Annotated in this window: 13 protein-coding genes; 12 read left to right on the top strand and 1 reads right to left on the bottom strand. The window is 64.9% G+C overall.

The features are described from left to right. Nucleotides 1–6: 6 nt before the first annotated feature. From tssH to OKW30_RS11020, 11 genes are all read left to right on the top strand, one after another. The gene (gene tssH, locus OKW30_RS11070) at nucleotides 7–2,811 is read left to right on the top strand and encodes a type VI secretion system ATPase TssH (RefSeq protein WP_429346703.1); all 2,805 of its coding nucleotides are present in this window, start codon (nucleotides 7–9) and stop codon (nucleotides 2,809–2,811) included. A gap of 64 nt (nucleotides 2,812–2,875) precedes the next feature. After that, nucleotides 2,876–3,880: a TcdA/TcdB catalytic glycosyltransferase domain-containing protein gene (locus OKW30_RS11065; RefSeq protein WP_429346702.1), complete on the top strand. Its 1,005-nt coding sequence runs from the start codon at nucleotides 2,876–2,878 to the stop codon at nucleotides 3,878–3,880. 389 nt (nucleotides 3,881–4,269) lie between these two features. Further along, the gene (gene tssI / locus OKW30_RS11060) at nucleotides 4,270–6,156 is read left to right on the top strand and encodes a type VI secretion system tip protein TssI/VgrG (RefSeq protein WP_429346701.1); all 1,887 of its coding nucleotides are present in this window, start codon (nucleotides 4,270–4,272) and stop codon (nucleotides 6,154–6,156) included. Then, nucleotides 6,153–6,707: a DUF6931 family protein gene (locus OKW30_RS11055; protein WP_184064096.1), complete on the top strand. Its 555-nt coding sequence runs from the start codon at nucleotides 6,153–6,155 to the stop codon at nucleotides 6,705–6,707. The genes tssI and OKW30_RS11055 overlap by 4 nt, the downstream gene beginning before the upstream one ends. After that, the gene (gene tagH / locus OKW30_RS11050) at nucleotides 6,704–8,308 is read left to right on the top strand and encodes a type VI secretion system-associated FHA domain protein TagH (RefSeq protein WP_429346700.1); all 1,605 of its coding nucleotides are present in this window, start codon (nucleotides 6,704–6,706) and stop codon (nucleotides 8,306–8,308) included. Before OKW30_RS11055 ends, tagH begins: the two co-directional genes overlap by 4 nt. A gap of 104 nt (nucleotides 8,309–8,412) precedes the next feature. Next, nucleotides 8,413–9,750, top strand: a complete 1,338-nt coding sequence (tssK, locus tag OKW30_RS11045) for a type VI secretion system baseplate subunit TssK (protein WP_429346699.1) — start codon at nucleotides 8,413–8,415, stop codon at nucleotides 9,748–9,750. Further along, complete coding sequence (gene icmH, locus OKW30_RS11040) at nucleotides 9,747–11,147, top strand: type IVB secretion system protein IcmH/DotU (RefSeq protein WP_429346698.1); 1,401 nt, start codon at nucleotides 9,747–9,749, stop codon at nucleotides 11,145–11,147. Before tssK ends, icmH begins: the two co-directional genes overlap by 4 nt. A gap of 4 nt (nucleotides 11,148–11,151) precedes the next feature. After that, nucleotides 11,152–14,748, top strand: a complete 3,597-nt coding sequence (gene tssM / locus OKW30_RS11035; protein ID WP_429346697.1) for a type VI secretion system membrane subunit TssM — start codon at nucleotides 11,152–11,154, stop codon at nucleotides 14,746–14,748. Then, nucleotides 14,745–16,265, top strand: a complete 1,521-nt coding sequence (tagF, locus tag OKW30_RS11030) for a type VI secretion system-associated protein TagF (protein ID WP_429346696.1) — start codon at nucleotides 14,745–14,747, stop codon at nucleotides 16,263–16,265. The genes tssM and tagF overlap by 4 nt, the downstream gene beginning before the upstream one ends. Continuing rightward, the gene (locus tag OKW30_RS11025; RefSeq protein WP_184064080.1) at nucleotides 16,262–16,981 is read left to right on the top strand and encodes a PP2C family protein-serine/threonine phosphatase; all 720 of its coding nucleotides are present in this window, start codon (nucleotides 16,262–16,264) and stop codon (nucleotides 16,979–16,981) included. Before tagF ends, OKW30_RS11025 begins: the two co-directional genes overlap by 4 nt. A gap of 273 nt (nucleotides 16,982–17,254) precedes the next feature. Then, on the top strand, nucleotides 17,255–17,635 hold the full coding sequence (locus OKW30_RS11020; RefSeq protein WP_429346695.1) for a hypothetical protein: 381 nt from the start codon (nucleotides 17,255–17,257) through the stop codon (nucleotides 17,633–17,635). Nucleotides 17,636–17,700: 65 nt separating this feature from the next. Here the strand turns inward: OKW30_RS11020 and tssA are convergent, their stop codons facing one another. Continuing rightward, the gene (tssA, locus tag OKW30_RS11015; RefSeq protein WP_429346694.1) at nucleotides 17,701–18,972 is read right to left on the bottom strand and encodes a type VI secretion system protein TssA; all 1,272 of its coding nucleotides are present in this window, start codon (nucleotides 18,970–18,972) and stop codon (nucleotides 17,701–17,703) included. A 208-nt stretch (nucleotides 18,973–19,180) separates the two neighbouring features. Between tssA and OKW30_RS11010 the strand changes: the two genes are divergently transcribed. Continuing rightward, complete coding sequence (locus OKW30_RS11010; RefSeq protein WP_429346693.1) at nucleotides 19,181–20,824, top strand: fatty acid--CoA ligase; 1,644 nt, start codon at nucleotides 19,181–19,183, stop codon at nucleotides 20,822–20,824. The last annotated feature ends 13 nt before the right edge of the window (nucleotides 20,825–20,837 follow it).

Here is a 20,837-nt window from a genome sequence, read left to right as displayed (position 1 = left end):
GGAATCATGGCTGAAATAAGTCGTGGCGCCTTGTTCGGCAAGCTCAACGCGCTGGCCTATCGGGGTATCGAAAGCGCTACCGTGTTCTGCAGGCTACGCGGCAACCCGTACGTCGAACTGGCGCACTGGATTCATCAGATCCTGCAGCTGCAGGATTCGGATCTGCATCGCATCGTCAGGCATTTCGGCCTGGATCCGTCGCACCTTGCACGCGACGTCACGGTCGCACTCGAACGTTTGCCGCGCGGCAGTACGAGCATCTCCGATCTGTCGGCCGAGGTGGAAGAAGCGGTCGAGCGCGGCTGGGTATTCGCTACGCTGCTGTTCGGCGAATCCCAGGTGCGCACCGGCTATCTGATCGTCGGCCTGTTGCGTACGCGACACTTGCGCCACGCATTGCTCGATGTCTCGGGGGAATTCGACAAGCTACGCGCCGAGACGTTGGCCGACGACTTCGCCGGCATCGTCGAAGGCTCGCCGGAAGACGGCCAGCTTGCCACCGACGGGTTTCGTGCCGGCGCGGTTGCGTCCGGCGCGGTTGCGCCGGGCGAGAGCAGCGGTGCGATGGCGCCCGCGCAGATGGGCAGGCAACAGGCGTTGCAGCAGTTCACGGTCGATCTGACCGCGCAGGCGCGCGACGGCAAGATCGACCCGGTGGTCGGCCGCGACGCCGAGATTCGCCAATTGGTCGACGTACTGATGCGCCGGCGCCAGAACAACCCCATGCTGGTCGGCGAAGCGGGTGTCGGCAAGACGGCTGTGGTGGAGGGGTTCGCACTGCGCATTGCGCGTGCCGACGTGCCGCCGCCATTGCGCAACGTGCAGGTACGTGCGCTCGATATCGGCCTGTTGCAGGCCGGCGCGAGCATGAAGGGCGAGTTCGAAAACCGCCTGCGTCAGGTGATCGACGAAGTGCAGTCTTCGCGCAAGCCGATCGTCCTGTTCATCGACGAAGCGCATACGCTGGTGGGCGCGGGCGGTACGGCGGGCACCGGCGACGCGGCGAACCTGCTCAAGCCCGCGCTCGCGCGCGGCAATCTGCGCACGATCGGCGCGACCACCTGGGCCGAATACCGCAAGCACATCGAGAAGGATCCGGCGCTGACGCGACGTTTCCAGCCCGTGCAGGTGGACGAACCGAGCGAAGAGAAGACCATCCTGATGATGCGCGGTACCGCGAGCGTGATGGAGCAGCATCATCGTGTGCAGATTCTCGACGAAGCGCTCGAAGCAGCCGTCAAGTTGTCGCATCGCTATATTCCCGCGCGTCAGTTGCCGGACAAGGCCGTGAGCCTGCTCGATACCGCGTGCGCGCGTGTCGCGATCAGCCAGCACGCGGTGCCGGCGAAAATCGACGACACACTCAAGCGGATCGAGGCGCTGGAGACCGAGCAGACGATCATCGCGCGCGAGAAAAGCGTCGGCATGGAGGTGGAGGCTCGCGAGTCGCTCGCTGCAGCGACGCTCGACGCGGAACGGCTGCGTTTGCAGCAGTTCGAAGCCGCGTGGGACAACGAGAAATCGCTGGTCCAGCAGATTCTGGCGTTGCGCGCGCGGCTCGGAGGCGAGGCCGCGCCGGGCGAGAGCGCCGGTAGTGCGCGGGAACCGATTGCGCACGGCGACGCGAAGTCCGACGCATCGACAAACTCGTTCGCGCCGCCGGCGCTCGACGATGACACGAGGGCAGAGGTGCTTGCCGAGTTGAAACAACTGCAGGCGCAGCTCGCCGAGCGGCAGGGCGAAAACCCGCTGATCCTGGCGAATGTCGACTACCAGGCGGTCGCGTCGGTCGTCGCTGACTGGACCGGCATTCCGGTCGGGCGCATGGTCCGTAGCGAACTGCGGACCGTGATGAATCTCGCCGACCTGATGTGCGAGCGCGTCGTCGGTCAGGACCACGCGATGGAGATGATCGCCAGGCGCATCCAGACATCGCGCGCCGGTCTCGACAACCCCAACCGTCCGATCGGCGTGTTCATGCTCGCCGGCACGTCGGGCGTCGGCAAGACCGAGACCGCGCTGGCGCTCGCCGAGGCGCTGTACGGCGGCGAGCACAACCTGATCACGATCAACATGAGCGAGTTTCAGGAAGCGCACACGGTTTCGACGCTGAAGGGCGCGCCGCCAGGCTATGTCGGTTATGGCGAAGGCGGAGTGCTGACCGAGGCCGTGCGGCGTAAGCCGTATTCGGTGGTGCTGCTCGACGAAGTGGAGAAAGCGCATCCCGATGTCCACGAAATCTTCTTTCAGGTGTTCGACAAGGGCGTGATGGATGACGGTGAAGGCCGCTCGATCAACTTCAGGAACACCTTGATCCTGCTGACCACGAACGTCGGCACGGATCTGATCGCCGGCCTGTGCCAGGACCCGGAGCTGATGCCGGATGCGCAGGGCCTCGCCAAAGCGCTGCGCGAACCGTTGCTCGAGGTGTTTCCACCCGCGCTGCTAGGCCGGCTCGTGCCGATCCCTTACTTCCCGCTCAGTGGCGCGATGCTCGCGAAGATCGTGAGACTGCAACTGGACCGCATCAAGCGGCGTATCGAGGATCGCTATCGCGTGCCGCTCGACTATGACGAGGCCGTGGCGCAACTGGTCGTGAGTCGCTGCACGGAGAGCGAATCGGGTGGCCGGATGATCGATGCGATTCTGACCAACACGATGTTGCCTGCGATCAGCCGCGAGTTTCTCGCACGCATGATCGACGGCGTCGCGATCGAGCGGGTTGGCGTGAGCGTCGAGGACGGCGATTTTGCGTATCGCTTCGACGAGTGTGCGCCGCTCATCACCGCGATTCCCGGCATTCCTGATTAGTGTGACCGGGGCGCCACACGCTGAGGCGGTCGAAAGAAATTGACCTTTACGAGGAGTTCAAAACGTGAAAGCTATTCCAAAGATAATTCATATTATCTGGATTGGCGGCGATGTCCCGCAACGAAACCGCGATTGCATCATAACGTTTCCAAGGTTGAACCCCGATTGGGAGGTGAATCTCTGGATCGACGCCAATCAGTTGCTGACAGGCGAACGTCGCCGCCAGATCAGCGTACAACACAATGCCAGCACTACGCCGAACCAATGGGATGAGGTGGCTCAACGTTTGGGTAAGGACGGGGGCGATTCGGCAACGATGAGATATCTGAACCAGTATCTGAACATGCGCGGCGAGGATTTGCATGGAATGCGGGGCCGCCAGGTCAACTCGATCATAAACTTCTGCGAGCAGAACAGGATCAAGCTGCGCGAGGTGCAGCATGATTTGAAGATGGGTAAGAACTCTACGATTTACCGACGCGAATTGGTCAATCGCGGAGCCAACTTCGGTTCGGCCAGCGATATTCTGCGAATCGAGATTCTTCTTCAGCATGGCGGTCTCTATGTCGATACCGACGTCAGCTGCGTCAGTCCCTTGGGGGAAATCATCTGCCACCAGTCTTACCCGCGATTCTCCGCCGTGCATTCCGCCTGGTATCACGGAATAAGCGAGAGCGACTGGGTGAATCCAAACTGGTGGGAACAGCACGTCAGAGACGACCAGACGCCATCGATCAGCAACTCAATCATTGCGAGTCACGCTGGCAGCGGTGGCTTGAAGTCCTACAAATCGCTCATACACAGCAACTTCAGATCGATCAGGAACAGCGATGCTCTGCGAACAGAATATATGAATGACGTCCGGAAGAGCACGATCAGAATGACGGGACCAAAGGCAGCAGCGGAGAGTTCAGGCTTCAAAAAGGTCCGGGACAAAATGTTCGAGGAGCAAGTCCGCTCTGAGACCTCGGATCAGAAACTGCAGAACAATCTATTCATGCGAGATAACTGGTACTTCCCCATGCACAAGGTCAAGGACAGTTACTTTCACGATTGGCTTGGCGTATGAGTTCTTCGAGCGAATCCGGGATCACGTCAATATCGGGTTGATCCTTAACACGCAGGACGACCGTCCCGCGGTCGCGAACGACCCGGTGGACAGTTCGCGGCGACTGGTCAATAGGGGTTCGGATCCGCTCACTCAGGAGACCTATAAGGAGACCTATATCAAATTCATTTGCGCCATGGCGAAGGAATAGATCGCGTGGGCCGGGTGTTCTGTTTGCCAAAGGGCGTACTAATCGCGCCGGGAGATGGAGCGATGCCAGCAGGCAAAAACCGTCGACCTGGAGGCGTCCGGTTCGCAACAGCGGCGCCGATACCGGTTCGATCACCGCGCTGCGGCTTTCCGTCCAGTACGACTTACCCGCAACGTAAAGAAGGTTCGCAGATCACGTCATGGCCCACGCAATCACACTCACTTCCAGTCTCGGCAGCAGTCTCCTGTTCGCAAACATGACCGCGACCGAGTCGCTCGGTCGGCTGTTTTCATATCGGCTCGAAGCGATCAGCAAGAACGCGGAAGTCGATCTGCGTTCGCTGCTGGGCACGCCGATGACGGTGAAGCTTGTCACGCCGCAAGGCTATACGCGCTACTTCAACGCGATTGTCCGCGAAGGCGAGCAAGGCGGCTTCGTCAACATCGACAACGTGCGCTATGCGGTCTACACGTTCACGCTCGTGCCGAAACCGTGGTTAGCGACGCGCAGACGCGACTGCCGCATCTATCGAAGCATGAGTGTGCCGCAGATCGTCCAGTCGGTACTTGGCGACATCGGCTATAGCGACCTGAAGGTGAGCCTCAGCGGTAGCTATCCGCCGCGCGACTATTGCGTGCAGTACCGCGAAAGCGACTTCGACTTCGTCAGCCGGCTGATGGAGCAGGAAGGCATCTACTACTTCTTCACGCATACGCAGAGCACGCACACGATGGTGCTCGCCGATGCGCTCGGCGCGCACTCGAGCGTGGCTGGCTTCGAGCAGATTCCCTATGCGCCGCCGATCGAGCGGGGCAAGCGCATGAAGGCGTCGATCAGCGACTGGGAGACCTCTCGCGCGGTCAACGCGACGAAGGTGCAGCTCGACGACTACGACTATCTGAAGCCGAAAGCATCGCTGCTTGCCACCGAAGAGCTGACCGACATGGAGGACGTGCACAACGTGAGCGGCCTCGACATCTACGACTATGGGTACGACTACGTTGGCTACGACGAGCGTCTGTCCGACGGCCAGCGCTACGCGCAGGTGCGCGCGGATGCGTTGAATGTGCCGCTCGCGATGAGCGCCGGCCACACCGACGCCTGTGGTCTCGCCACGGGTGCGCTGTTCAGGCTCAAGGACTTTCCGCTTGCCGACGCGAATCACGAATACCTCGTGATCGACGCGGTGACGCGCCTCGTCGAGCCGGACTACTCGGCGGGCGGCGGTGGAGACGATGGCGAGGCGCCGTTCAGGTGCGGCTTCAAGGCGATCCGCAGCCGCCAGCTGTTTCGCACGATGCCGACGACGCCGCGTCCGGTGATCGCTGGCCTGCAGACGGCGGTGGTGTACGGCGATACGCCCGAAGACATCGCCGTCGACAAATACGGCCGCGTGCAGGTCACGTTCTTCTGGAATCGTCAGGGCAAACCGAACGCGCGGAACTCGTGCCCGGTGCGGGTCGCGCAGATGTGGGCCGGCAAGCGCTGGGGCGCGCAGTTCATCCCGCGCGTCGGACAGGAAGTGGTGGTCAGCTTTCTCGACGGCAATCCGGACCGGCCGCTGATCATCGGCAGTGTCTACAACGCCGACAACATGCCGCCGTACAACCTGCCGGACAACAAGACCCAAAGCGGTGTGAAAAGCCGCAGCCACGAAGGTGGCGGTAGTGACGACTACAACGAGATCCGCTTCGAAGACCGGGTGGGCCGCGAGCAGGTGCTGATTCACGCGCAAAAGGATCTGCGCGAAGAGTCGGAGCACGACCACGATGTACAGGTCGCGCGCAACTACACGCTGACGGCGGGCAACCAGATCAGGCTGGTCACCGGACTTGCCAGCATCACGATGAACAGCACCGGCGAGATCGCGATTCAAGGCACCAGCATCTCGCTTAACGGAGACATGAACGTGACGATGGCATCGGGTCTTGCGATGGAGATCAACTCGAAAGCGAATCTGAACATGAGTTCGATCGCGGCGATGGAAATCCTGTCCGAGGCCGATTGCCTCGTGCAGTCCACCAACCTGCAGTTGATCGGGACCGCGACGGCGGTACTGGGCGGCGCGGCTCCGATGATCTTATGAGCACGCCGTCGATTTTCGAAGCAGCGCGCCAGATGCGGCTTTCCACGCGCGCGCAAGCGTGCCTGCGGCCGTCGATGGCGGCGCGTTCGGCGGTGCAGACATTGCTCGACGCCGGACATTCAGCCGATGCGTTGAGCCTGCTGGGTCGTCTGCTGCCGCGCCGTTATGCGGTGGCGTGGGCGTGCCAGTGCGGCCGCCGTCAGACGCTCGACGAACACGACCGCGCAGGTCTCGAACTCGCGGAAGCGTGGGTGCGCGATCCCATGGAAGCGCAACGCGCCGCGGCGCTCGCGTTCGCGAAGACGCATCGCTACCAGACGATCGGCGCATGGACGGCTGCCGCCGCAGGTTGGTCGGGCGGCAACCTGAATCCGCAGCACGAGCGGCCGACGCCGCCGCCGGAGCATCTGACGGCGATCGCGGCGACGGCCGCGGTGAGCTACATGGCCGCGCTGGTTCCCGCGCGGTTCGATGCACGCCGTGCCGCGTTCGTGCGCGATGCGCTGGGCCTGCTGAGTGTTCCTGAAGGTATCGATGGAGGTAGGCAATGAGCGCCGCGCAGAGGCTGATTCTCTCGATAGAAGGCGAGGGGACTGGCGGCTTCGACGCAAGCCGCGAGCAGGTGTTCGACTGCCGCGATGGCAGCATCGGCCGTTCCGACGAGTGCGACTGGGTGCTGGGCACGGAAGGCGTGTCGCGTCTGCACGCGCTGGTGCGCTACCTGAACGGCATGTATTTCATCGAGGACCGCAGCACGAACGGCATGTCGCTGAACGGCGCGCCACTGCGAAAAGGCGATCCGGCCGCGCTGAAGCAAGGCGACCGCTTGCAGATCGACACGTTCGATGTCAGCGTGCGCTTGAGCGGCAACGGATCGACCGAACCGGACCCGCGGGCCGGCGCGGTCGATCCGGGGCGCACCGCGTCTTTCGGTGCTGCCGCGCCGGCCCCTGCCTGCGCACCGGCGCCTGCGCCTGCGCAAAACAGGGGTCCGCTGGACCTGAGCCTGCTGCTCGCGCCACGGCGCGCCACCCCGGCGGACGAGCATGCGGGCGAGGCCGAAGGCCTGATTCCGGGCGTCGCCGATGGATCGGCGCCGGGTGCGAGTCTCGATCCACTCGCGTTGTTCGATGTGCCATCGTCCTACGCCGACGAACCGCTGCCTCGCGTATCGTCCGCGCTTGGTTGGAACCACACGCCTGCGGCGGCCGACCGCTTCCGGCCGCCGCAGGCCGAGGCAGCACGGCTTGGTGGGCCCGTGCTCCCGGAAGACTGGGACGCGAGCGCGAGCCTGGTCGCCGCGCGTTCCGGGCAGGGGCGGTTCGAACCTTCTGAAGATGTGTCCATGACGACTGGCGGGATCCCGGCGCTTGTGCCCGCACCGTCGCCGCGACAGCAACGCTGGTCGGGAGATCTGACCGGACCATTCGCGGTTGCGCCAACGCACGCATCGACGCCGACGCAGGTGCCGCCGCAAAATCAAACGCAGTCGGAAACGCCGATGCATTCGCACGCGTCGCCGGACTCGCCGGACACAACACCCGTCGTGATCGCTGCGGCAGTTGCGTCGCCGGCAGTGCCTGCGGTTCCGACCGCTCCGCTCGCCTCTGCCGCCCCGTCGCCCGCCGGCGAAGACGCTCCCGAATTGATGGAAATGTTCCACATCGCCGTCGACGCGATGATGGACGTGCTACGCGCGCGCGCCGAACTGAAGAACAGTTTCCGGCTGCCCGCGACGTTGATCCAGCGTTCTGAAAACAACCCGTTGAAGTTCGCGCCGACCGCGCAGGAAGCCGTCATGAGGCTGCTCGCGCCGCCCGATGGCGGCTTCCTCCGCGGCAACGCCGCGCTGAACGATGCCGCCGACGACATCCGCAATCACCAGATGGCGATGCTTGCTGGCGTGCGTTCCGCGTTCCAGTCGCTGCTCGCGCATTTCGATCCGGCGAGGATCGAACGGGAAGCCGAAGGCAGCGTGCGCCGTTTGCCGCTCGGTGGCCGGCCGCGTCACTGGGAGCGCTACAAGGAACAGTTTGAAGAAGTCACGAGAAATCCCGATGAATGCTTCAGGCGGCTGTTCGGCGATGAATTCGCGCGCGCCTACGAAGAACAGCTCGGACGCCTGAAAAGGCGGCGCAACGAGCCAACGTAACCAGCCAACGCGACCCGCCGGCGCAACGCGGTGCGGCGAGGCCCGAGGCCGTCGCGCCCGCACTCGTCGCGCGACGTGTGACAACCCCTATCCGGTTCACCGACATGACCCAGAGCAACAAGGTGGTATGGAGCGAAGGCCTGTTCCTCAGGCCGCAGCACATGCAGCAGCAGGAACGCTATTTCGAGCGTTACGTCGAGCTGCGCGCGGGCAATCTGCGTCCGCACGCATGGGGCTTTCACGAACTCGAACTGGAAAGCGATCTGCTCGCAATCGGCAAGCTCGGCATCAAGCGCGCACGCGGCGTGTTTCCCGACGGCACGCCGTTCGCAATGCCCGGCGATGATCCACTGCCGCCGCCGCTCGATATCGATGCGAACTGGCGCGACCAGATCGTCCATCTGACCTTGCCGCTGCGTTCGCCCACGCAGCCGGACAGCGCATGGCCCGGCGCCGGCAGCGATCAGTTGTTCCGCTATCGCGTGCGCGAAGCCGAAGTGCGCGATGCGTCGGGCAGCATGGAAGGCGTCACCGCGCTCGAAGTCGCGGGCATGAGCACACGTCTTTTACCCGAATCGCAGCCGATGGAAGGCCTGATGCGGATTCCGTTGGCACGAGTCGTCGAGTGCCGCGCCGATCGGCGGGTGATCCTCGACGATGGCTTCGTGCCGACCGCGCAGAGCACCGAAGCGGCCGGGCGGCTTGTCACGTTCCTGTCCGAGCTGCTAGGCCTGCTGCATCAGCGCGGCGAGGCGCTCGCGGGACGTGTGAGCGAGACCGATCGCGGCGGTGCCGCGGAAATCGCGGACTTTCTGCTGCTGCAGGTGATCAACCGCTATCAGCCGCTCGTCGCGCATCTTGCCGAGGCGCCGCTGCTGCACCCCGAAGCGCTTTACCGGCTGCTGCTCGAACTGGCCGGCGAGCTGGCTACATTCACGACGCCGGGCAAGCGCGCGCAGGCTTTTCCGCCGTATCGGCACGAACTGCTGCGCGAAAGCTTCGAGCCGGTGATCGCGGCGCTGCGCATCGCGTTGAGCGCGGTGCTCGAACAGAGTGCTGTCGCGATTCCGCTGCAGCAGCGCAAGTATGGCGTGTGGGTCGGCATGGTGTCCGATCTCACGCTGCTGGACACGGCGACCTTCGTGCTCGCCGCGAAGGCCGACCTGAAGTCCGAAGACATGCGCCGGCAACTGCCGACGCAATCGAAGATCGGTCCCGTGGAAAAGATCCGCGATCTGGTGAACCTGCAACTGCCCGGCATCGGCGTATCGCCGATGGCGGTCGCGCCGCGCCAGTTGCCCTACATGTCGGGCTTCCTCTATTTCGAGTGCGACAGAAACTCGCCGATGTGGCGCATGTTGAAGACGTCCGGCGGCATCGCGATGCACTTCGGTAGCGGCTTCGCCGGTCTCGACCTGCAACTGTGGGCGATACGCGCATGAATACCACCAACGACCGTTCCGCCGACGCAACCCGGCGCGGCGATGCGACGATGGTGCGCCCGCAGCGCGCCGTCAACGGCGATCCCAACGGCGATCCCAACGCCGACGCCGGCGAGCTCACGCGCATCGTGCGGCCGGCATCGCCCACTTCGCGCGTGATGCCGGCAAACCGGCCGTCGCAGCCGCCTGGCCCGCCGCCGCTGCGCGCCGAGCTGGGCGACTTCCTGAGCGGTGTCGCCAATCCGCTCGTCCGTGCGGCCAATCCGCTGCTGCTGCTGACGGTGCAATTGCGGCACAGCGTTGCGCCGCCCACCGACGTCGGCCGTCTGCGCGAACAGGCGGTCGCACAGGTGCGCAGCTTCGAGCGCTACGCACAGGGCGCGGGCATCGACACGCAAACCATCGTGGCAGCGCGCTACGTGCTATGCACGATGCTCGACGAGTCGGTGAACAACGCGCCGTGGGGCGACCTGAGCGGCTGGGCGCAAAAGACGCTGCTCGTGACATTCCACGGCGAGGCCTACGGTGGCGCGAAGTTCTTCCAGATCCTCGATCGCCTGAGCGTCGACTTCTCGCGCCATCTCGATCTGATCGAACTGATGTACATCTGTCTCGCGCTGGGCTTCGGCGGACGCTATCTCGTGGAACCAGGCGGCCTCGCGCGCCTGGCCGACATTCAGGATGATCTCTATCGACGCATTCGCGGGCTGCGCGAAGCGCCCGCCGCGGAACTGGCGCCGCATTGGCGCGGCGTCGAAGACCGCCGCAATCCGGTGATGCGGCATGTGCCGATGTGGGTCGCCGCGTCGGCTGCGGCCGTCGTGCTGCTGGGTGCATTCCTGGTGTTTTTCACGAAGCTCAACGCGCTCGCTGCGCCGGTCGGCGCACAGCTTGCCGCGATCGGTCTCGAGAACACGCCGCCGCCGCAAACCGTCGCGACGCCCGCGCCCACGGCCGCGCGCGTGACGCTCAAGCAACTGCTCGCGCCACAGGAACAGGCCGGCCAGTTGAGCGTCGACGAACAAACCGATGGCCGCGCCACGGTGCGTCTCGCCGCCGCCGAACTGTTCCCGTCGGGCGGCGCCGACATCGCGCCCGACGTGGTGTCGCTCCTGCACCGGATCACGTCGGCGCTGAATCAGGTGAAGGGCAGGGTGATCGTCGTCGGCCACACCGACGACCAGCCCGTGCGTTCGCTGACCTTCAAGGACAACTTCGCGCTGTCGACGGCGCGCGCGCAGAACACGCAGCAGATTCTCGCGCAGGGGCTCGACGATCCGCGTCGTCTCGAAGCGAGCGGCGCTGGCTCGTCGCAGCCGATCGCGACGCCGGCCGATCTGCCGGCGAACCGCACGCGCAACCGTCGCGTGGAAATCCTGTTTATCCCGGAGCACTGAACCCATGAACACGCTGAAAAACTGGGTGACGTCCCGGTGGTTCACCGTCGCGATCGGATTGCTATTGATCGCTGCGCTGATCTGGCTGGGCGGCCCCTATCTCGGGATCGGAGAACGGCAACCGCTCGCGAGCGCCGCGGCCCGGCTGGCGCTGATCTTCGCGATCGTGCTCGGCTGGCTACTGGTCGAACAGGCCATGCAATGGCGCGCGCGGCGCAAGACGTCGCAACTGTCCGGCGAGCTGGCTGGACAGGACGCGCAGCTTCCGCTCGACGAACCCGGCAGCGCCGAACGCGAGCAGTTGCAGCGTCGCTTTCGCGAAGCAATCGATATGTTGCGAAAGACCCGCAGGAATGGCAGCAATCTCTACGCGCTGCCGTGGTATGTGGTGATCGGTCCGCCGGGCTCGGGCAAGAGCACCCTGGTGCAGAATTCCGGGCTCGAGTTTCCGCTCTCGGAGCGCTTCGGCAAGGAGGCGCTGCGCGGCATCGGCGGCACGCGCAACTGCGACTGGTGGTTCACCGACGAAGCGGTGTTTCTCGACACCGCGGGCCGCTACACGACGCAGGACTCCGATGCGGCCGCCGACGCTTCTGCGTGGCAGGCGTTTCTGACGCTGCTGCGCCGCTATCGGCGGCGCCGTCCGTTGAACGGCGTGATCGTGACAATGAGCGTGTCCGATCTGTTGACGCTCGACGAAGACGCGCGTCAGCAGCACATCCGCACCGTGCGCCGGCGCCTCGACGAACTCGCGCAGCACCTGAAGGTGGCGGTGCCCGTGTATCTCGTGTTCACCAAGTGCGATCTCGTGGCGGGCTTCACCGAGTTCTTCGACGATCTCGGGCCCGATCTGCGCAGTCAGGTCTGGGGCATGACGTTTCCCGTCGACGCGAGTATCGAAGGTAGCGCCTGCGCGCGCTTCGCGGGCGAGTTCGACCTGTTGCTGGAGCGTCTGAATACGCGCGTGATCGAGCGTCTGCATGGGGAGCGCGATCGCAGCCGACGCGCCGCCGTGCTCAGCTTTCCGCAGCAGCTCGGCGCGTTTCGCGAAATTGCGCGGCAGTTCGTCGAAGGCGCGTTCGGGCGTCATCAGTACGGCGCAGCGCCGCTGTTGCGCGGCGTCTATCTGACCTCCGGCACCCAGCAGGGCGCGCCGATCGACCGCATGCTGAGCGCCGTCGCGCGCACCTTCGGCGTCGACGCGGCACGCGTGCAGGGCGGCGGCACGCAACGCCGGACCTTTTTCGTCGAACGGCTACTGAAGGAAGTGCTGTTCCGCGAGTCGGGCCTCGCCGGCACCAATCCACGGCTGGAACGGCAGAAGCTCCTGATGCAGGCCGGGATGTATATCGGCATCGCGCTCGTCACGGCGCTGCTGATCACCGGCTTCGCCACCAGTTACACGCGCAACCGTCTCTACGTCGCGCAGGTGCAGGACACCCTGGAAGACCTGCCGCCAGCCAGCAGCCTCGCCGGCGCACCGGATCTCAAGACGTATTTCGCGCGTGCGCTCGCGCGCCTCGAAGTCATCTCCGGCGCGCAGGGCGTCGCGGGCCAGTATCAGGGCCACGTGCCCTGGCTGATGCGCTTCGGCCTGTTCCAGGGACACGCGTTGTTCGGGCAGGTGCATGCCGCGTATCTGCGCGAACTCGACGGTACCTTGCTGCCCGGCGTCGGCGTGCGCTTTCGGGAAGGACTCAACGCCAGTGCCAACGCTCCGCAGGCACTCTACGACTACCTGAAGGGCTATCTGATGCTCGGCCAGCCGCAGCATCTCGATCCCGGCGAGCTGGCCGCGCTCGCGCGCATCGAATGGCAACGCATGTTCCCGCAGGACCCGGCGATCCAGAACGCGCTCGACAAACACTTTTCCGCGCTGGTCGACGATCCGGCGAAGCCGCGCGCGCTGACGCTCGACAACGCGCTGATCGATCAGGCGCGCGCGACGCTGAAGACCGCCGATCTCGCGACGCTGATCTACGGCAGCGTCCAGCTCGACGCCGGGCGTTCGGGGGCGCCCCCGGTGCGACTCGACCAGTCGCTCGGACTGCTTGGCAGCGTGTTTCGCCGCAAGAGTGGCGCGCCGCTTTCGCAACCGTTCCCCGCGCTGTTCACGAGGCCGGTTTTCGCCGCCGAGGTGAACGGCGGAATCGATCGGTCGGTGGACGGCTTCGTGAAGGACTACTGGGTCTTCAACGCCAGCCGCATCGATCCGCTCGCGCGCTCGCGCTACGAACAGCAGGTGCTGGCACTGTACGAGCAGGACTACATCAAGGCGTGGGACGCGCTGCTCGCCGACCTGCAACTTCAGCCGGTGTCTGACATCCAGGCCGCGAGTGCGCTGGCCGCGAAACTGTCGGGTCCGAGTTCGCCGCTGAAAGCGCTGCTGCATCTCGTGCGTGACAACACCAGCGACATGCTGCGCGGCGCCACGGCTGACGGTGCAACTTCGGCTTCATCGGCCTTGTCGGCTTCGGCGGTGGGCGCGCAGGCGGCGTCTGTAGGCGAGAACCTGGTCGCGAGACGCGCCGCGAACACGCGCCTTGCCGGCGAATTGCGCGATGCGGGCGCAACGTTGCCGGACGGCACCACGACCAACGGCACCGCAAGCACCAAACCGGGTTCGGGCGAAGCGCCGGCCAGCCGGGCGGGCGCCGCCATTGAGGCGCATTTCGCGCAGTTGAACCAGATGAGCGTCGGCACGCCGGGCTCGACGCCGCTCGATCAGATGTCCACCGTGCTCGACCAGCTCGGCAAGAACCTGTTGACGATGACTGACCTGAGCGCACCCGGCGCGCAGAACAATCCGGCCGTGCTCGCGGCGCGCCAGGAGAGCGACCAGTTGCCGCCGCAGGTGGCTTCGCTGATTTCCGGCCTCACCGGCAAGAGTGCGGATCTGGTCGCGAGCGGAAGCAGCGCCGCGCTCGCCAGCCAGTTTCGCGAGGCAGCGGGCAACGACTGCGCGAGCTTTGTCGATGGCCGCTATCCGTTTGCGTCGAACCGTGCATCGGACATCCCCGTGCAGAACTTCGCCGAGCTGTTCGGCAATGGCGGACGGTTCGACAGTTTCTTCAAGTCGACGCTCGCGAAATCAGTCGACACGAGTGGCCGCAACTGGCGCTGGAAGCCCGGCGCGCCGGCCGGCCCCGACGCCGTGCTGAGCGAAGCGCAGAGTGCCGACGCGATCCGCCAGATCTATTTCCGCAACGGCGCGCAACTGCAGGTCGGCTTTACGCTGCTCGCGCCGCAGCTCGATCCGGCAATCGCGAAGCTGACCGTCGAAATCGACGGGCAGAAGTACGACTACGCGGCGAACGGCCCCGCGAGCATGACGATGACGTGGCCTGGACCGCAGCCCGGACACGTGGTCGTCAGTGCGTTCGATACGTCCGGCCAGCCGGTCGGCACGCCGCTGAAATTCAATGGCGACTGGGCGTTCTTCCACGCGCTCGATGCGGCCCGTCTGCAAAAGCAAAGCGACCTGCGCTATCTCGCGAGCTTCGACTTCGGCGGCCATGCAGTGAAGCTGCCGATCGCGCCCGCGAGTCTGAAGAACCCGTTCCTCAACGACGAAGTCCGTCGTTTCAGGTGCCCGCGATGAACGGTGGAGTCGGCTTCTTCGGAAAATTGCCCAGCGCGGGCGATTTTGTTCAGCGACGGCTGCCGTCCGCGTTCGTCGAAGACTGGGACCGTGACTTCCAGCGCGCGGTCGAAACCGGGCGCCGCGAACTCGGAGCGCACTGGGACGCCGCATGGCGACAGGGCGCGGCGTGGCGCTTCGTGCTGCCCGCACCGGTGTGCGGCAACGTCGCGTGGTGCGGTCTGATCGGACCGGCCGTCGATCGGCTCGGCCGTGCCTTTCCGATGGTGCTGGCTGCGCCCTGTGGCGGCGATGTCGCGACCGTGCTCGGCAATCATGCGTGGTTCGACGCGCTCGAGCGCGTCTATCGCAGTGCGCAGCACGAGGTCGTGAGCGTCGAAACCTTCGATGTGCGCGTGGCGGCGTTGCCCGGTCCGCTGACGCACGTGCGACCAGCGACCGACATGGCTGCGTTCTGGCGCGCGCTGCCGTGGGACGGCGGTCAATGGCGACTGGCGATGCCCGAAGGCGCGGCCGATGGGATGGTGCTGGCCGAGGCATGGTCGCAACTCGGCAAGCGGCCGGGGCCGTGGTGCCTCTGGTGGACCGAACGTGCTGCGTGCCTGCTGGCGACGCGTGGTTTGCCGTTGAGCTACGCAGCGCTACTGGAGCCGGTGGTGTCGAGGGTGGGCGACGTGGGCGACATGGGTGACATGGGTGACATGGGCGAAGCGCTGCGCGAGTTCGGCTCGGCATCCGCTCGTCAGTGGGAGTCTGTTGCGTTGCCGGGCGATGAAGAGATCGCTGCCGGGCAATCCGGTCTGGACGCGGAGGATGGTCACGATGATCGAGTGTTGCCCGTCGGTTCATCGGCAGCCGGTCACGCTGCAGATGCCAGCGATGCGCTGCTGCTACTCGACGACGGCCGCACGCTGGTGCTGAGTGCCGATGACGGCCCGTCTCACTCGCACCAACGTGCAGCGCGCGCCATCCGCGAGACGGCGCAGCGCAGTGCGGCGGATCTGCCCAGTCTGCGGACCGGCCTGCTGGCGCTGCACGCGCAGCTGCGCGGCGCCCGGCACGATGCGCACGATGCGCACGATGCGCGTTACGCAGCGGCAGCAAACGGCGCAGCCCTCGTCGCGCGCTTTGACGCAGCGCAGGTGCGACTGCTGCGGATCGGCGCCGCGGCAGCCTGGCACTGGCGGCGCGGCCAGTTGCAACCACTGTTCGTCGAGCGGGCGGCAGGCGCGGGCGGCGAATTTGACGATCTGCTGTTCGGCGATGCATGGCTCGCGATGCCCGGCATCGGCGCCTCCGAAGAGCCGGATTGCGACGAAGCGTGCATCACGCTCGAGGATGACGATCGCCTGCTGTTGCTCGTCAGCCGCGCGCTCATCCAGCTTCCGCACGCGTGTCTGCTCGAGGCGCTGGCATTGACCACGAACGAGGACGCCCGCCTGCATCTCGCGATGTGCGCGGGCCTCGGCACGCAGCCCGCGCAATGGCCGCTGGCCGTGATTGAAGCCGGCTCATGACGACGCATTGTTGCTCCGCCGGCCGCACCGAGACAGGCAAGGTGCGCCGCCGCAATGAAGATGCGATTCTGGTTCGCGAGGACCTCGGACTGTGGGCTGTGGCCGACGGTCTGGGCGGCCATTCGGCCGGCGACTACGCGAGCACGCTGATCATCGAACGCCTTGGTGCGCTGACGCGCGAAGGCAGCGTCTTCGACTTCATTGCTGCGATCGAAGACAGCCTGCAGCAGGTGAACACCGAACTGCGCGAGGCCGCCGTCGCGCGACAAACCGACGTGATCGGTTCGACCGTCGCGCTGCTGGTGCATGACCAGCAGTTCGTGCTGTGCGGCTGGGTCGGCGATAGCCGCGTGTACGTTCAGGAAAACGGCGCACTGACGCAACTCACTCGCGACCACGTGCATGGTCAACCGGTCGACATCACGCATTTCGGACCACGCGCGCCGGCAGGCGTGGGCACTGGCGTGCTGACCCGGGCGGTCGGCGTCGACGAGACGCTCTACGTCGACTGGGCCATGGCCGGCAGCCGTCCCGGCATGCAGTTCCTGCTGTGCTCGGATGGCGTCAACAAGGAGCTCAGTGATGGCGAATTGACCGCCGCCTGTCGCGAGCAGCACAGTCCACGCCGGCAGATCGAGCGCCTGTTCGAGCTCGCCCTTGCGCGTCGCGCGCGCGACAACATTTCCGCCGTCATCGTGCGGCTCGAAGCATCGTGAAATTTCCGCCATGAACCATCCGGACCCCATCCCTTCCGCTTATCACGGGCGCACGCCGAAGCTGGCCGCGCTATCCGACGCTTTCAGGACACGTTGTGAGCGTCAGATCGACGTTCTTCGCAGCGGTTCGGCACCCGCGAGAACTGGCGCGCGTTCCACCATTTCATCGTCCGCACGGATGGCCGGTGCGTTATCGGCATCCGTGCGCCGCAACCACGGCATGACTATCGTGCCGCCCGCGCTGTCGGTCCGCAGCGATGTCGTGCAGTGCGAGTGGCTGCGACCGAGGAGGCAGCAGGCATGAATGTGGACGAGCAGCAGGTCAACGACGCGTTGCGCGCGCTCGACGAAGCCCATCGACTACAGCGGATTCAGCGCAACGAATACCGGTACCGCCGACGCATGTTGTTCGAATCGCTGGGGCGGGACACTGCGGGTACAGGCGACACCGTGCGGCGGGTCGTGCTGTCGGGCGTCATGCAACAGCCGGACGTGTTGGCGGAAGGTCACGATGCCGGAAGTGCGGCAAGTGCTGAAGGGGGGGCAGTGCGCACGGACCTCGGCGCGCGACCGCTCGCCGCGTGGGCCGCCGTGCTGTTCGGCGTGGCCGCGGTGGGCGTCATGCTGTTTTGCTGGTTTGTCTTCGCATATTGAGCCGCGTTTTCGAAGCAGCCAGTCCGAGCGCAACAGCCGCTCAATGTTGCGCCGATCTGCAGGGATCATTCTTCGTCCGGCCCGGATAGCGTCTGCAGTTCTGCGAGGCCGCCGGGCGCGATGTTTTGAAGGACTTCCGCGAAGCGCTTGCCGACCAGACGTCTGGCTCGCTTGAGCAGGATCGGCAGCGGACTGGACGGTTCGTGACGTTCGTAGTAGTCGCAGATTTCGTCGATGCACAGGACGACGTCATCGGGTCCCTGGATTCGTCCGTTATCGCGCCGAGGGGCAGGGTTCGTGGGCGCGTCTTCGCCGGTCGACACCAATCCGGCGGCGAGCGCTTCGCCGCGCTCTGGAAAGCGCCGCGCCAACTGTGCATCGACGAACTTCTTCAACTCTTCGATATCGTCGGTCAGGTGGCCCAGATCGGGTCCAGCGGTACCCAGCTTTTCGCTCGCAATTGCATCAATGGCGCGCGCGTGCTCTAGCGCTATCGCGAGTGCTGCGGCCGCATCGGGCAACTGGTGTTCGGGGCAATCCATGCAGCACGCTTCGAGATCGATCAGCGTGGGCGCCGGCATGCCCTCCGCAGAGGGTGGCGGGGTGATTGCGCCCGTCGCGATACGCAGATCGCGCAACGAAAAGCGGCCGAGTCGCGGTGAGCTCACGAAGGGCGCGTTGCGGAAATAGGCGAGTACGCTCCGGGGATCGCCGAGCGGCATGATCGCGTTGGTGCGCGCGGTAGCGTCGTCGTTGTCGTCGGCGGCGTCCAATTGCGGGTGCGCCGCTTCCCAGTAACGTTCCAGCAGACCGCGAACCAGCCCCAGACCGGCGCTCCAGCCTGCAATGCCATGAATGCGGGTCGAGGCGGCGGTCAGATGGATGGCCACACGCAGGTCGTTGGTACGGTTGAACAAAGCCTCGGCGGCGGTTGCCACCTTATCCCAGTCCGGTTCTACGGCGGCCTTCAGGCTGTCGCCCATCGCCCGCTCGGATGTCGGTGTGGCGAGGCGCTCCAGCGCGATGAACTCTGGATCGTATTCGAGGTTTTCGCCTGTCGGCGTGCTGTCGTCGATGGGGCGGAGCAGGTGATCTGGATCGAATGGCGTCATGATTGGCTGGCGAAAAAGGAAGGGCGCTGAGACTACAACGACAGGGCGCGTCCAACGAGCGCGCGGCATCATACGGACAACAGCTAATGCCCCGTAGTTATTCCGTCTCAATTGATCGTCAGCCTGGTACGCAGATCGAACTGCCGGGCGGCTGCCCTGATCAATGTTCTGTCGTGAGTTGGCAGCCGGTTGCCGCTGCGCCGTAACTCCCGCGCGGGCCGCCACAGGGGCGGTCCGCGAGTTTGTTCAGATCAGACCGCAGCGCCGCCGTGACTGGCATCCCCCGCGTCGCCCCTACCGCTCCCCCGTTCGAGGGATATTTCCGGATCGCAATCGCGCCGATGATGGCGTCACTCGGGATGCCAGCGTACGCGACATATAACGACGAACCTGTGTCAGCCCGCAGTCTATTTCTCGACTCAAGGAGATGTTGATGCAGGACGCAGTGCAAGACTCGACGCCATCCAACCATGCCTATCCGCTGCTGATCAAGCATCTGTTGCACACGCCGTTCGCTCAGGCGCCGGACCAGGAAATCGTCTACCGCGGGCAGCTGCGGATGACCTACACCACGCTGCAGGAACGTATCGCGCGGCTCGCCAATGGCCTCGACGGGCTCGGCGTGCGGCACGGCAGCACGGTCGCCGTGATGGACTGGGACAGCCACCGCTATCTCGAGTGTTACTTCGCGGTGCCGATGATGGGCGCGGTGCTGCAGACGGTCAACGTGCGGCTGTCGCCGGCCGAGATCGTCTACACGATCAACCACGCGGGAGCGGAAGTCCTGTTCGTTCACACCGATTTTCTGCCGGTGCTGGAAACGATCAAGGATCAGCTGGAAAAGGTACGCACCTTTGTGCGGATCGACGAGCCGGACAGCGACGCATGCGCGCACACCATCCCGTTCGCGACGGAATATGAAGCGATGCTGGCGGCGAGTGCGACGCACTACGACTTCCCGGATTTCGACGAAAACACCAGGGCCACCACGTTCTATACGACGGGCACGACCGGCCTGCCGAAGGGCGTGTACTTCTCGCATCGTCAACTGGTTCTGCACACGATCACGCTGATGGCCGCGCTGGCGAGCCCGGTGTCGGGTCAGCGCTTTCACCGTGGCGACGTCTATATGCCGCTCACGCCGATGTTCCACGTGCACGCATGGGGCATGCCGTACATCGCGACGGTGCTGGGCGCGAAGCAGGTCTATCCTGGCCGCTATATGCCGGATCGTCTGGTGCAGCTGGTGCGAGACGAGGGCGTCACGTTTTCGCACTGTGTGAGCACGATCCTGCACATGCTGCTCAACTGTCCCGAAGGAAAGTCGGTGGACTTCAGCAAGTGGAAGATCGTCATCGGCGGCGGCGCGTTGCCGCACGGCATTGCGCGCGCCGCACTCGAGCGCGGCATCGACGTGTTCGCAGGCTACGGGATGTCCGAGACCTGCCCGGTGCTGAGTCTCGCGCAACTGCAGCCGCGCAGCGAGCCGCTCGACCTCGACGAAGAAGTCCGCCTGCGTTGCAAGACCGGACTGCCGGTTCCGCTCGTCGATCTGCGCATCGTCAACGACAACATGGAGGACGTCGTGCACGACGGCAAGGCATACGGCGAGATCGTCGCGCGTGCGCCGTGGCTCACCCAGGGGTACCTGAACAATCCGGAAGCGTCCGAACAGCTCTGGGCCGGCGGCTACCTGCATACACAAGACATCGCGAACATCGATACCACCGGCAATCTGCAGATCACCGACCGCATCAAGGACGTGATCAAGTCGGGCGGCGAATGGATCTCGTCGCTCGAGATCGAGAGCCTGATCTCGCTGCACCCGGACGTGTCGGAAGTCGCGGTGATCGGGATCAAGGACGAGAAGTGGGGCGAACGTCCGGTGGCGCTGGTGGTGCTCAAGGAGAACGGCAGGATCACCGAGGACGAAATCAGGCAGCACGTTCTCCAGTTCAGCCACACAGGGCAGATCTCGAAGTACGCGGTGCCGCAGACCGTCAAATTCGTCGACGCACTGGAAAAGACGAGCGTCGGCAAGATGAACAAGAAGTGGCTGCGCGAGCAGTTCGCGTAACCGGTGACCAGGA

The organism is Paraburkholderia sp. Clong3, assembly GCF_050436485.1.
Classification (GTDB): Bacteria; Pseudomonadota; Gammaproteobacteria; order Burkholderiales; family Burkholderiaceae; genus Paraburkholderia; species Paraburkholderia tuberum.
The sequence above is the reverse complement of the archived record's forward strand: the minus strand, read 5'-3'. Positions and strand labels throughout refer to the sequence as shown.